This is a genomic window from Pectobacterium carotovorum, assembly GCF_900129615.1.
GTDB lineage: Bacteria > Pseudomonadota > Gammaproteobacteria > Enterobacterales > Enterobacteriaceae > Pectobacterium > Pectobacterium carotovorum.
Genome location: NZ_FQWI01000007.1, coordinates 1 through 13,758, shown reverse-complemented (window position 1 = coordinate 13,758; position 13,758 = coordinate 1). Strand labels below are relative to the sequence as shown.

Here is a 13,758-nt window from a genome sequence, read left to right as displayed (position 1 = left end):
CGGGATGAAGCCAGAGCGCGGAGACATTCATGTTGCAAGTATCCCAATTCTCTTCCCGACTGGCGGGTATCGCGCTTGTGTTACCCGCGCTGGCGGTGGTGGCTGTCTGTTTTATCACGCCGCTGGGGCTGTCGGTTGGGGGCGCTTTTGTCAGTCAGAATGGCGTGGGCATTGATAATTTTGTCACGGCATTGACGCTGTATCTGCCCGATATCCTGTTTACCTTACTGATTGTGAGCCTCGCGACGCTGCTGATCGGCCTACTGTCCGTCATGATCGGCGGCTACCTGACGCTGGGGGAAAGCCCGCGGATGGTGGCGCTGCTGCGCTGGGTCTATCGCTGGCCGCTGTTTATCCCGTTTATCGTGACCGGGCAAATTCTACGCACGTTTCTGGCTAAGAACGGCTGGCTGAATGGCGCGCTGGATACGCTCGGCATTGTCGATATGGCCAGCGCCAGCAATTGGCTGGACTGGCGCGGCATCGTGTTCGCTTTCGTCTGGAAGCAGACGCCGTTTGTGGCATTGCTGGTAGCCGGCGCGATGGCGTCGCTGGATCGCACGATGATAGAGTCTGCCCGTAATTTAGGCGCATCTCGCCTGCGTATCCTGTGTGAAATTGTGGTGCCTCAGGTTGGGCAAACGCTGCTCACCGGGCTCATTCTCTCTTTCGTCACCATGATGTCGGTGCTGTCCGTACCGATGATGATCAATGCCCAGTCGCCGACGATGCTCACCGCCAACATTGCCTTCCGCATTAATGCCTACGGCGATTACGGCGCCGCGAATGCGTTGGGGGTGATTTCCCTGCTGATGACTGGCCTGTTTGCCGTGATTTATCTCCGCTTGAACATGAGGGAGAAGGCATGAAGAACGTACTGTGGTGGATCCCGAGGATGCTGATTCTGGGGACGCTGATCTTCTTGATCTTTGGGCCATTGGCTAACCTCCTGCTGTGGTCGGTAGCGGAGAAATGGTTCTATCCTCATCTGCTGCCCAATGAGTGGGGCTTCGCCTTCTGGAAGCGGGTGTTTTCGCCGCGCGGTGTGGCCTGGGAAGCGTTGGGGAATAGCGTGCTGGTGGCGGTGTTCACCGTGCTGGCCTCGTTGTCTCTGGCGATTCCGGCGGGATATGCACTGGCGCGCCTGCCGCTGCCTGCTCGTGGATTGATACTGCTGGTATTCCTGATCCCGCAGGCGTTCCCGAATTTGACGGTGTACGTCAACATCGCCCGCCTGTTTTATCAGTGGGGACTGAACGGCACGTTGTTGGGCGTTGTGCTGGTTCACACGGTTCACGGGCTGGTGTTTGCGGTCTGGATTGCTTCGGCTGCGTTCTCGGCGGTGGGGCGTGAAATGGAACAGGCGGCAAGGTCGATTGGCGCCGGTCCGTGGCGTGCCTTTGTCGATATCACCCTGCCGCTGGCTATGCCGGGGCTGATGGCATCAGCGATCTTCGTCTTCCTCGAATCGCTGGATGAGTTTACCGGCAGCTACTTTGTGGGAGCACCGGATGTGCAGATGATGCCGCTGCTGCTCTATACCGCCGGGGCGGGTGGTAACTATCAGATTGCTTCTATTACTGCGCTGGTGCTGCTGATTCCTTCCGTGCTGTTCATGCTGGTGGTGGAGCGTTTCTTGAAGGCTGACGTAATGGCAAGGATAGGGAAATGACGGCAGGTAAACAGGGTTACGTCAGCGCACAGGATGTCGCGCGTCGGGCTGGTGTATCGCGCTCGGCGGTGTCCCGCAGTTTTACCCCCGGCGCCAGCGTGTCGGCTGCCACCTATGCCAAAGTGATGACGGCAGCGCAAGAGCTGGGGTATCAGGTTAACGATCTGGCACGCGGCCTGCTGGCGAACAGTAGCCGTCTGGTTGGGCTGGTGGTGACGCACCCCGAGGTCGGGTTTCGCGCTAATTTGGTCGCAGAGCTGTCGCAGGCGTTAATCCAACGCGGTTCGATTCCGGTGCTCATCAATACCGGGCATGTGCGGGAAGCGATGGCCGCTGCGCGCTCCATCCTGTTTGGTCACCGTGCGGAAGCGACGATTGTGCTTTCCGGCTCGCCGCCAAAAGAATTTGTCGAACTGGCACAGCTAAATGGCCAGCCGCTGATTGTTATTGGGCGGCACGAACCGGCGTGTGACAGCGTACACATCGATAATGACACCGCCGCGCGTATGGCAGCGCGGCTGTTTGCCTCATCGGGCAGAACGCGTCTGGCTTTGGCCGGAGCGGCGTCGGCAACGCCCAATATCATCGAACGCGAACAGGTGTTTTGTGAGGAGGCGCGCGCGTTAGGGCTGCCCGTGGCCGTAGTGCGCGGCACTGATACAGATTATGACGATGGGCTGGCGGTGGGGCAGAAGCTGTTTTCGCTCCCGGAAAGCGTCAGACCAGATGCGGTGTTCTGTGTTAACGATTTAGTCGCGTTCGGCGTGCTCGATCGCGCAAAGCAGTGTGGGCTTGCCGTTCCGCAGGATCTTATGGTCATCGGGTTTGATGATATTCCGGCCGCGGGGTGGGATGCCTATGCGTTGACGACATTTCGTCAGGATCCCGCAACGATGGCGGCACAGGCGTTGGCGTTGCTCGAGCGACGCCAGTCTCAGGTACAAGAACCCGCGTGTCGAGCGAAAGTGGCTGCCCCGCTCATCCGCCGCCAGTCGGCATAACGGTACTGGCAGGCGATAGCGTGCCGATAGTGAAACCGAGGATAAATATGAAACTGATTCAACTTTCCGACCTCCATTTGACCGCACAAGGCGGCAACTTGCATGGCCGTGACCCGGAACAGCAACTGAGAGCGGCGATTGCCGATATCAACGCACACCATCGCGATGCCGATCTGGTGGTCATCTCCGGCGATCTTTCCGATGACGGCAGTGCGGCATCCTATGCGTTTCTGGCCTCGGCGCTGGCTGAACTACAGCTCCCCTGGCGTGTGACGATGGGGAATCACGACGACCGGCAGACGTTTTTAGCCCAGTTCCCGACGCTGGCGGATGAAAATGGGTTTGTGCAGAACGTGACAGCAGTCGGGGAGGATTGCGTCATTCTGCTGGACTCGTTGCAGGCTGGTGAGGTGAGCGGAACGCTGTGTTCAGCGCGGCTGGTGTGGCTGGAGCAACAGCTTCAGGCCGCGGAAGGAAAGAACGTGTTCCTGTTCCTGCATCACCCTCCGATGTCGATCGGGCTTCCGGCGCTGGATAGCGTTCGATTGGCACCCGAGGCAGCAGACGCGCTGTCTCAAGTGTGTCACCGTTTCGATAATGTGCGGCATATTTCTGCGGGACATGTGCATCGTCCTGCTAGCGGCGGTTGGCGAGGAATATCGTTCAGCACGGTACGTGGTACCAACCATCAGTCTGCGCTGCGTTTCGCTCCCGGATTTGAAACCAGTCTGGAAGCCCCGCAGTACGCCATTTTTCTGACGACAGAAGAAGGGCATACCGTACATTTTCACGATTTCCCTGGTGGCTGAGGGGAGTCATCTCCCTTAGTTATATTTATGCCGGATGGGCAATGGTTTCGTGCGCGATACTACTAGCATTTTCATGCTACTCCGTAGCACGCGCCCGACACGGGGCGGCTCCACGCCGCACGCCCCGTGACCCCTGGCTTTCCGGCGTGAATTATGCCGCTAATGCGGTGCCTTCGTCGGTATCGGACTTTACGGACCGCTTGCGACACGTTCCCGACGTGGCGCAAGCTTTCGCCGCGTCCCTGCGGCTCATCCTAAGCCCGCTATCTCCTCAGCATAATTTTTTACGCCGGATAACGGCAAAACCCACGACATCTCTGGGTTTGCGTATAAAAGTCACCATGCATGAGCCATCGTGAACTTTTTTCATTTACCGTGAGCAATCATCACGGCTTGTCGTGCTGAAAAACGTTGACTCTTTAAGCGGATTACGTCATTTTCTATATAGCCGTCTAAACGTATAGACGTGTAGCGAATGATAATAACAGTCACGGTCACGGGGTAGCAGGTATGAGCTTTTTTCACGCAAACCAGCGGGAAGCGCTGAATCAAAGTCTGGCGGAATTACAGGGACGCATTAATGTGTCATTCGAGTTTTTCCCGCCGCGTACCAGCGAGATGGAAGACACCCTGTGGAGTTCTATCGATCGACTGAGCAGCCTGAAGCCCAAGTTTGTTTCCGTGACCTACGGGGCGAATTCTGGCGAGCGTGACCGTACTCACAGCATTATCAAAACGATTAAAGAGCGTACTGGTCTGGAAGCGGCACCTCACCTGACCTGCATTGATGCTTCACGCGAACAGCTGCGTGACATCGCGCAAGATTACTGGGAGAGCGGTATCCGTCATATTGTCGCGCTGCGCGGCGACTTGCCTCCAGAAGGCGGCAAACCGGACATGTACGCGGCGGATCTGGTGTCCCTGCTGAAAGAGGTCGGTGATTTCGATATTTCCGTTGCCGCCTATCCTGAAGTACACCCTGAAGCGAAAAGCGCGCAGGCTGACCTGATTAACCTGAAACACAAGATTGATGCTGGCGCGAATCGCGCTATCACACAGTTCTTTTTCGACGTAGAAAGCTATTTGCGATTCCGTGACCGCTGCGTGGCGACGGGCATCGATGTAGAAATTGTGCCGGGCATTCTGCCGGTGTCGAACTTCAAGCAGTTGCAAAAATTTGCCACGATGACCAACGTTCGTGTGCCGAACTGGATGACGACCATGTTTGACGGCCTGGATAACGATCCAGAAACCCGCAAAATGGTGGGTGCGTCTATCGCCATGGATATGGTGAAAATTCTCAGCCGCGAAGGCGTAAAAGATTTCCATTTCTACACGCTGAACCGCGCGGAGCTGAGCTACGCCATTTGCCATACGCTGGGTGTCCGCCCTGATGTGGCACGCTGAGGCAGCACGCAATATTTCAGGAAGAAAGAGGCCGCAACGCGGTGACGAAGAGTAACGGTATTGGAATGCCTTTCAACGTCACTTACGGCGGCTCTGAAAAGGAGGAGTCTCAGGGATGAGATTCCTATTCATGCGGTTCGACCGATTGCTGCTGACCGATTCAATGATTATCCCCAGCGCCTGTTTTATCTCTTATCCCGTTTTTATCGCTAGTAGTTCCTATAAATAATCGTTTCTATCATTCATAACAGTACGATGACCGCTCGCGGTGTTATGAGCCACCTCCCTGACTATTCGAATCCTCTATTTCTCTCCTGCGATTCCCATACCGTTAATGGCTTTGCCTGCTGGTCAGATTTCCCGGTGTCGATCGCGGGAGTATCGTTGGCCGACACACACAAAATGCTGTCGCTGCCAAATCGCTTGAAGAGGTTAGTCTGCTTGTTATAGCGTGGCTGAAGGTCAGGTATACCCTGGCGGTACCGAAATCGTAAAAATATTGTTTTATTCCTGTAGAAATAAATAGATACGCTTTGGTGGGATATATTATTCATTTTGGATGTTGATAGGGATTATCGTTCATTGATATCCTATCTATCGCTGTTAGCTATCATGATAAGGAGAATAATAATGAATATTCGGGACTTAGAGTATCTTGTCGCGCTGGCAGAACATCGTCACTTTCGGCGTGCGGCAGATTCCTGCCATGTGAGTCAGCCAACACTCAGTGGACAGATTCGTAAACTGGAAGATGAACTCGGCGTGATGCTGCTGGAACGAACCAGCCGCAAAGTCTTGTTTACGCAGGCTGGGCTGTTGCTGGTCGAACAGGCACGAACGGTATTACGCGAGGTCAAGGTATTAAAAGAGATGGCGAGCCAGCAGGGCGAAACCATGTCTGGGCCACTGCATATCGGCCTGATCCCCACAGTGGGGCCTTATCTGCTGCCGCAAATTATTCCGATGCTGCATCGCACGTTTCCCAAACTCGAAATGTACCTGCATGAAGCGCAAACCCATCAACTGCTGGCCCAACTGGACAGCGGCAAACTGGACTGCGCCATTCTGGCGATGGTGAAAGAGTCCGAAGCTTTTATCGAAGTTCCTCTGTTTGACGAGCCGATGAAGCTGGCGATTTATCAGGATCACCCTTGGGCGAACCGCGAACGCGTGGCAATGTCCGATCTGGCGGGCGAAAAACTGTTGATGCTGGAAGACGGTCACTGCCTGCGCGATCAGGCGATGGGCTTCTGTTTTCAGGCGGGGGCGGATGAAGATACGCATTTCCGGGCGACCAGTCTGGAGACCCTGCGCAACATGGTCGCAGCCGGAAGCGGGATTACGCTGCTGCCGTCATTGTCGGTTCCGCGTGAACGCGAACGCGATGGCGTCTGCTATTTGCCGTGCTATAAACCGGAGCCCAAGCGCACTATCGCGCTGGTGTATCGCCCCGGTTCGCCGCTGCGCGGACGCTATGAGCAACTTGCTGATACCATCCGCGAGCACATGCAGGGCTATATGGAAACCCTGTCAAAATAAGCGGTTAAGCCCGTTTAGCGCCGCTACGCGGTACGCTTCTGCCATGGTTGGATAGTTGAAGGTGGTATTAACGAAATATTCGATAGTATTACCTTCACCTTTCTGTTCCATGATGGCCTGCCCGATGTGGATAATCTCAGCGGCGCGTTCGCCAAAGCAGTGAATACCCAGAATCTGTTTCGTTTCGCGGTGAAACAGAATCTTCAAACTCCCCACATTCATCCCCACAATCTGCGCCCGTGCCAGATGTTTGAACTGTGCCCGCCCAACTTCATAAGGCACTTTCATTGCGGTGAGCTCTTGCTCGGTTTTCCCCACGGAGCTGATTTCCGGAATGGTATAAATGCCGGTTGGGATATCTTCGATCAGATGCGCGCTGGCATCGCCTTTGATAATCGCCTGTGCGGCAAGCCTACCCTGATCGTACGCCGCCGATGCCAGGCTAGGATAGCCAATGACATCGCCGATGGCATAAATATGCGCCAGCGCCGTCTGGTACATGCTGTTGACCTTGAGCTGCCCGCGGCTGTCGGTGCTCAGGCCGATATTCTCCAGCCCCAGCGTTTCCGTATTCCCCGTGCGCCCGTTGGCATAGAGCAGGCAATCCGCCTTCATCTTTTTGCCTGATTTCAGGTTGACGATGACGCCGTCAGACAGCCCTTCAATACTCTCGAATTCTTCGTTGTGGCGGATAACCACACCGTTGTTCCAGAAATGGTAGGACAGCGCATCCGACATTTCCTGATCCAGAAAGGCCAGCAGCCTGTCGCGGGTGTTGACTAAATCGACCTTAACGCTCAAACCGCGAAAAATAGAGGCATACTCGCAGCCGATAACGCCTGCACCATAGATGATGACGTGCTGGGGTTCGTGGTCGAGTTGCAGTATAGAGTCGCTATCGTAAATGCGCGGGTGGTCGAAATCGACGTCTGCCGGATGATACGGACGTGAACCGGTCGCAATGATGATATTCGCGGCGGTCAGCGTTTCATGGGTATTGTCTGGATAGTGAACGGCAATTGTGTGTGCATCGATGAAGCTGGCTTCACCAGAAAACAACTCGCACTGATTACGCTCATAAAATCCTTGTCGCATACGGGTTTGCTGACCAATGACGCTGTCGGCGTGGCGCAGGATATCGGAAAATGAGGAGCGAATAATGCGGGAGTTGTCACTGTAGAGGGGGTTTTGATTGAACTCGATAATACGGCTGACGGCGTGACGGAGGGCTTTGGAAGGAATCGTACCCCAGTGGGTACAGCCGCCGCCGACATTGTAGTGACGTTCAATCACCGCAATTTTGGCCCCGTGCTTGGCCAATCCCATTGCGGCACCTTCACCGCCGGGCCCGGAACCAATCACAATGGCATCGTAATCGAATTGATGTTGTAGAGTCATGGTAGGTTAAACCTGTTTTTATACAAAATAATAACGTGGCCTTAACATCGTGCGATTGTAACATCGACTGAGACAGAACCCAATCATCCCTGCCTTTACTATGGAAACAGATTCTCACATTCTTAATATGGCAAACTTTGTCTCATTCTGCGGACAATAAAGTTTGCTATAGTGCCCCTCTGGAAAGGGGAGTAGATCATTTGGGCAGCATAATGGGTGTCAGAGCACAACAAAAAGAACGGACTCGTCGTTCCCTTATTGAAGCTGCATTTAGCCAGCTAAGCGCTGAACGCAGCTTTGCCAGCCTGAGTTTGCGTGAAGTTGCTCGCGAAGCGGGCATTGCGCCGACGTCTTTCTATCGTCACTTCCGTGACGTGGATGAACTGGGGCTGACAATGGTTGACGAAAGCGGGTTGATGCTGCGTCAGTTAATGCGACAGGCTCGGCAACGTATTGCTAAAACCGGTAGCGTAATCAGGACGTCGGTTTCCACTTTCATGGAATTTATCGGCAATAATCCTAATGCGTTCCGGCTGTTGCTGCGTGAACGTTCAGGTACATCGGCGGCATTCCGTGCGGCGGTCGCGCGGGAGATTCAGCATTTTATCGCTGAACTGGCGGATTATCTTGAGGTGGAAAACCACATTCCCCGCAGTTTTGCGGAAGCGCAGTCGGAAGCGATGGTGACCATTGTTTTCAGCGCGGGGGCGGAAGCTTTGGATGTTTCCCTAGAACAGCGTAAACAGCTAGAAGAGCGGCTAGTACTGCAACTGCGGATGATCGCTAAAGGTGCTTATTACTGGTACAGAAAAGAACACGATAGTAGTTTTACCGTGCCATAAATCCGCTATACCAACAACATGAAAAGGGAGAAACCATGACAGACAAACCTCATCAAGAAAAAGGTACGCTGGTGCTGGCGTTGATTGCGGGCTTATCCGTTAATGGCGCATTTGCCGCCTTATTTAGCAGCATTGTTCCGTTCTCAATTTTTCCCCTGATTGCGTTGGTATTGTCTATTTACTGCCTGCATCAACGTTATTTGCACCACAGTATGCCGGAAGGTATTCCGATGCTGGCGGCGGCCAGTTTTCTGCTGGGATTACTGATTTACAGCGCCATCGTGCGCGTTGAATATCCCGCTATTGGATCGAACTTTATTCCTTCAATCCTGTGCGTGGTATTGGTTTTCTGGATTGGCCTGAAGCTGCGCCGTAGAAAAGAGACGGATACCGTATCCGCAGATGAGAGCGAGACGCTGTAGCAGGTGGATACTGGCGGGGTAACCCGCCAGATTGTGTGCGTTACTGACGTTTTTCCAACAGTACGCCACACTCCATATGATGGGTGTAAGGGAATTGGTCGAACAGTGCCAGACGGCGAATGTCGTGGGTTTCCGATAGAGTTTGCAGGTTGTTGCTTAGCGTTTCCGGGTTACAGGAAATATAAAGAATGCGCGGATACGCCTGTACCAGTTTCACCGTTTCGTCATCCAGCCCGCTACGTGGTGGGTCAACAAAAATGGTCTCACACTGGTAGCTCGTCAGATCGATACCCTGTAAACGGTTAAACTGACGTACGCCCTGCATGGCCTGCGTAAACTCTTCTGCCGCCATGCGGATAATCTGCACGTTCTCTATCTGATTCGCCGCGATATTATATTGTGCTGCCGCGACGGATGGCTTGGCGATTTCGGTTGCCAGTACGCGTTCGAAATTTCTTGCCAGCGCGAGTGAAAAATTGCCGTTACCACAATACAGTTCCAGCAAATCCCCTGTTGATCCCGTTGTCGCATCCAACGCCCACTCCAGCATCTGAATATTGATAGCGGCATTCGGCTGCGTGAAGCTGTTTTCTACCTGTCGGTAAATCATATCCCGACCGGCAACCGGCAGGCATTCATCGACATAATCGCGATCGAGGCAGATTTTGGTTTTTGTCGCACGACCGATCAGCTGTAGACGGAATCCCTGCGCCGTCAGGCTATCGCGCAGCACGCGGGCATGCTCCTGCCATTCCTCATCCAGTGCGCGGTGATACAGCAGAGAAACGATCACTTCGCTGCTCAGGGTGGACAGATAGTCTATCTGGAACAGTTTACGGCGCAGTACGGAGTCAGGCTGAATGGCGGCAAGCAGTTCCGGCATCAGGCGGTTGATCAGTTCGCTGGCTGCCGGAAAGCGATCGACCCGAATGCGCTGCTTGGTTTGCTGGTCAAACATGATGTGATAAAGCTCGTCACCCTCGTGCCAGATACGGAATTCGGCACGCATCCGATAGTGGCTGACGGGAGAACGGAAGACGACAGGCTCCGGTGCATTGAAAGGTGCCATCATTCCACGCAGACGCTCGGTTTTCTCTGCAAGCTGGTCGTCGTATTGTTCGATGGGCAGGATTTCTGGCGTCATGGTTTTCTCGTCTGAACAGCGTCTAAAAGGGTGTTATTGGTCGGGAATTGTAGGGAATCCGGCCAGGAAGTCCAGTTTTGTTACGTTATTATCCTGTAGTGATATAGAAGTCTAGACTTCCGTAATGTGCGATTGTAGGATGAGCGTCCGGCCTTGTATCACAAGTCAAAAGGGAATCCAGTGTAAATCTGGAGCTGACGCGCAGCGGTAAGGAAAGCCCCGGCGATAGCATTATTATGCAGACACTGTCTTTTATAGATGGGAAGTCATCGCTTTCGTTGTATCCCTTACCGCCATTGACGGTTTGTGGTAACAACGGCATCCAAGCCCGAAGACCTGCCGGAATACGTCGCAATTGGTTCTGCATATCGCGTGCTATTAACAGAGCCTGCGGCATCCTTATTATTTCTCGGATGCTTTAACAATGATTAAAAAAATTTCGCTGCTGACGGCGCTTTCCGTCACGGCGTTTTCTGGCTGGGCACAGGAAAACAGTTCATCTCTAAATTCGTCATCGGAAAAAAATACCGATGACATAGTGGTAACCGCAAACCGTTTCGCACAGCCAGTTTCTTCGGTGCTGGCGGCAAACAGTATTGTAACTCGAGCTGATATCGATCGCTGGCAGGCAAAGTCGCTCAATGATGTGATGCGTCGTTTGCCGGGTGTAGATATTGCTGAGAATGGTGGTCGCGGGCAGCTTGGATCAGTATTTATCCGTGGTGGAAGTGCTAGCCATGTATTGGTGCTGATTGATGGTGTTCGTATGGCATCTTCTGGCGTAACAGGTAGTGTTGATTTTAGCCAGATACCAATGTCGTTGGTGCAGCGTATTGAATATATTCGCGGCCCTCGCTCAGCAGTCTACGGTTCTGATGCTATCGGCGGGGTTATTAACATTATCACTGAACGCGCCCAGGATGGTGGGGTGTTAAATGCTGGTTACGGCTCACATGCCTACCAAAACTATGATGGCTCAGTACGTGGACATGTGAGTGACAATACAGTGGTAAGCGTTGCTGGAAGTTATGAAGCGACCCACGGATATAATGTTTATCCTTCCTCGTCTTTGCCGATTGACAGAGACAATGATGGTTATCGCAGCAAATCTTTTTGGGGAGCGTTGGAGCAGCGTTTTTCTGAAAGTACTTCCGGTTTTTTCCGTGCTTATGGATATGACAACAATACGGATTATGACGCCGTTTTTAGCGGTAGCAGTGATAAGCGCTATTTGAATACTCGAAATTATGATGCGGGGTTGAAGTTCAACGAAGGTATATATTCAAGTCAATTAACGGCCAGTTACCAAACCTATGATGATCTGAATTTTAACGATGCGACCGGGAAATATAACGGAACAATTACGCAGATTGAGCAGCGTAATCTGCAATGGGGTAACGTCTTCAGTGTTGGGAATGGTAGCTTAAGTCTGGGGGCGGATTGGCGCAATGAGCGCGCTGACGCGGGAGGAATGTCTGCGTATACGAACGCTCAAAGCCGCGATAATACAGGGGTATACCTGACCACTCAGCAACAGTTTGGTTCTGTTACATTAGAGGGCGCTGTACGTGGTGATGATAATCAACAATATGGTCGACATGGTACGTGGCAAACCGGTGCTGCATGGGAATTTGTTGAAGGTTATCGAATTATAGGTTCTTACGGTACTGCATTTAAAGCACCAACATTTGACAAGATATATGACACAGCATACTCGCAGGGGAATCCCAATTTATCGCCTGAAGAAAGTAAGCAGTGGGAAATTGGCCTAGAAGGCCTCAGTGGCCCTGTAAACTGGCGTCTTTCTGGTTACCGGAATGAAGTTGATAATTTAATCAACTATCGTGCGATTACTCCGATGCTGGGTACATACGATAATATTGGCAAAGCGGTAATGACCGGAGCTGAGTTTACTGCTGCCTATGATACATGGTGGTTGTCGCATCAGGTGACTCTGGAATATTTGGATGCCAAAGATAAAACGGCAGATAAATCTTTAGCTCGTCGTGCCCATAAAAAAGCGAAGTATGAACTTTCTACGACATTGGAAAATAATGTGAATGTGTCGTTGACATGGCTTTACCAAGGCGCGCGTTCCGATACTAATTTTGATGTTTTCCCCTCTCAACCTGTTAAGCTCGGCGGGTATAGTACTTGGGATCTCGCAGCCTCATATCCGATCACCTCTCATCTAACAGTTCGTGGTAGAATCGCCAACCTGTTTGATAAAGATTATGAGACGGCATATGGCTACCGCACGGCAGGGCGAGAATACTATCTCACAGGAAGCTATACCTTCTAACCTGCCATCCCGTCCTACGATTCTGGTCTTCGATTCCGGCGTAGGCGGGCTGTCTGTTTATGATGAGATCCGGCAACTCCTGCCGGATCTTCACTATATATACGCATTCGATAATGAAGCGTTTCCCTATGGTGAGAAATCACAGCAGTTTATTATCGAGCGCGTGGTTGAGATTGTTAGCGCAGTCCAACAACGTCATCAGCTCGCATTGGTTGTGATTGCTTGCAATACGGCGAGTACGATTTCCCTTCCTGCGCTACGTGAGCGCTTTACTTTCCCTGTCGTGGGCGTCGTCCCAGCGGTTAAACCGGCGGCTAAGCTGACACGCAACGGTGTTGTTGGCCTATTGGCGACGCGCGCAACGGTTCAACGTCCCTATACGCATGAACTGATTGCCCGTTTTGCGACGGATTGCCAGATTCTGTCATTGGGATCGTCAGAACTGGTCGAGTTAGCAGAAGCGAAATTGCAGGGGGAGACGATCTCAATTTCCGAACTGCAAAAAATTCTGCGCCCTTGGCTACGTTTACCGGAACCGCCAGACACGGTCGTGCTCGGGTGTACGCATTTTCCATTATTAGCAGAAGAGCTGAAAATGGCCTTGCCAGATGGTACACGTCTTGTAGATTCTGGTGCTGCTATAGCCAAAAGAACAGCATGGCTGATTGCTAATCTGGATAATCCTCCACTTTCGACAGATAAGAATCTGGTTTACTGCCTGGCGATTACGCCTAAAGTCGCTACGCTGTGGCCAATATTGCAGCGTTATGGCTTCGATTCGCTGGAAAAACTGCCACTTTGATAGCCTTGTGGGCAAATAGTAGACAAACGATAATTTTTTTGCATTTAGCACTTGTCAGTGGCCGAGAAGTCCCTATAATGCGCCTCCACTGACACGGCAACAGCGACACGCGATTGTGGTGACAGAGAAAAAGATTCAACGAAGGCGGTCAGTAATGACTTGACTTCACAGCGGAAAAGCATAGTATATGCAGCCCGCGCCACCGATGAAGTGGCATTGCTCTTTAACAATTTAATCAGACAATCTGTGTGGGCACTCACAAGACCGTATCTTAACGATATAAAAAGTCTTGAAGAGTGAACAACAGTAAAATTCATTACGAATGAACAGTTACTAATTCTTTGAGCATCGCTGACGAGTTCAGCAAATCAAACAAATCTTAAATTGAAGAGTTTGATCATGGCTCAGATTGAACGCTGG

The 13,758-nt window shown here is 52.3% G+C and carries 12 protein-coding genes and 1 riboswitch; of the genes, 10 read left to right on the top strand and 2 right to left on the bottom strand.

Annotated features, from left to right (window positions below):
- Positions 1-29 precede the first annotated feature (29 nt).
- The 6 genes from BUB06_RS14470 (at position 30) to oxyR (ending at position 6,428) form a co-directional block, all read left to right on the top strand.
- Positions 30-869, top strand: coding sequence for an ABC transporter permease (locus tag BUB06_RS14470; RefSeq protein ID WP_039474925.1), 840 nt, complete (start codon positions 30-32; stop codon positions 867-869).
- Positions 866-1,672, top strand: coding sequence for an ABC transporter permease (locus BUB06_RS14465; protein WP_029368106.1), 807 nt, complete (start codon positions 866-868; stop codon positions 1,670-1,672). Before BUB06_RS14470 ends, BUB06_RS14465 begins: the two co-directional genes overlap by 4 nt.
- Positions 1,669-2,673 carry a LacI family DNA-binding transcriptional regulator gene (locus BUB06_RS14460; RefSeq protein WP_039474928.1) on the top strand — a complete coding sequence of 335 codons (1,005 nt, stop codon included), beginning with the start codon at positions 1,669-1,671 and terminating at the stop codon, positions 2,671-2,673. The genes BUB06_RS14465 and BUB06_RS14460 overlap by 4 nt, the downstream gene beginning before the upstream one ends.
- Positions 2,674-2,720: 47 nt before the next feature.
- Positions 2,721-3,482 carry a phosphodiesterase gene (locus tag BUB06_RS14455; protein ID WP_039474930.1) on the top strand — a complete coding sequence of 254 codons (762 nt, stop codon included), beginning with the start codon at positions 2,721-2,723 and terminating at the stop codon, positions 3,480-3,482.
- A gap of 510 nt (positions 3,483-3,992) precedes the next feature.
- Positions 3,993-4,889 carry a methylenetetrahydrofolate reductase gene (metF, locus tag BUB06_RS14450; protein WP_010308167.1) on the top strand — a complete coding sequence of 299 codons (897 nt, stop codon included), beginning with the start codon at positions 3,993-3,995 and terminating at the stop codon, positions 4,887-4,889.
- A gap of 630 nt (positions 4,890-5,519) precedes the next feature.
- Complete coding sequence (oxyR, locus tag BUB06_RS14440) at positions 5,520-6,428, top strand: DNA-binding transcriptional regulator OxyR (protein ID WP_039474939.1); 909 nt, start codon at positions 5,520-5,522, stop codon at positions 6,426-6,428.
- Here the strand turns inward: oxyR and sthA are convergent.
- Positions 6,420-7,826 carry a Si-specific NAD(P)(+) transhydrogenase gene (sthA, locus tag BUB06_RS14435; RefSeq protein WP_039363312.1) on the bottom strand — a complete coding sequence of 469 codons (1,407 nt, stop codon included), beginning with the start codon at positions 7,824-7,826 and terminating at the stop codon, positions 6,420-6,422. The two genes, oxyR and sthA, sit on opposite strands and share 9 nt — an antisense overlap.
- A 212-nt stretch (positions 7,827-8,038) precedes the next feature.
- On the opposite strand from sthA, the gene fabR reads away from it, so the two are divergent.
- The gene (gene fabR / locus BUB06_RS14430) at positions 8,039-8,668 is read left to right on the top strand and encodes an HTH-type transcriptional repressor FabR (protein WP_010308157.1); all 630 of its coding nucleotides are present in this window, start codon (positions 8,039-8,041) and stop codon (positions 8,666-8,668) included.
- Positions 8,669-8,703: 35 nt separating this feature from the next.
- Positions 8,704-9,090, top strand: coding sequence for a YijD family membrane protein (locus tag BUB06_RS14425; protein WP_039474943.1), 387 nt, complete (start codon positions 8,704-8,706; stop codon positions 9,088-9,090).
- Between the two features lie 40 nt (positions 9,091-9,130).
- Here BUB06_RS14425 and trmA read toward each other — a convergent pair whose 3' ends face one another.
- A complete protein-coding gene (gene trmA / locus BUB06_RS14420; protein ID WP_039474946.1) occupies positions 9,131-10,234 on the bottom strand; it encodes a tRNA (uridine(54)-C5)-methyltransferase TrmA in 1,104 nt (367 codons plus the stop codon).
- 133 nt (positions 10,235-10,367) lie between these two features.
- Positions 10,368-10,592: riboswitch (cobalamin riboswitch) on the top strand.
- Positions 10,593-10,658: 66 nt separating this feature from the next.
- Here trmA and btuB point away from each other — a divergent pair.
- Positions 10,659-12,536 carry a TonB-dependent vitamin B12 receptor BtuB gene (gene btuB / locus BUB06_RS14415; RefSeq protein WP_039474950.1) on the top strand — a complete coding sequence of 626 codons (1,878 nt, stop codon included), beginning with the start codon at positions 10,659-10,661 and terminating at the stop codon, positions 12,534-12,536.
- Positions 12,481-13,338, top strand: coding sequence for a glutamate racemase (gene murI / locus BUB06_RS14410; protein WP_039474953.1), 858 nt, complete (start codon positions 12,481-12,483; stop codon positions 13,336-13,338). Before btuB ends, murI begins: the two co-directional genes overlap by 56 nt.
- Positions 13,339-13,758: the final 420 nt, after the last annotated feature.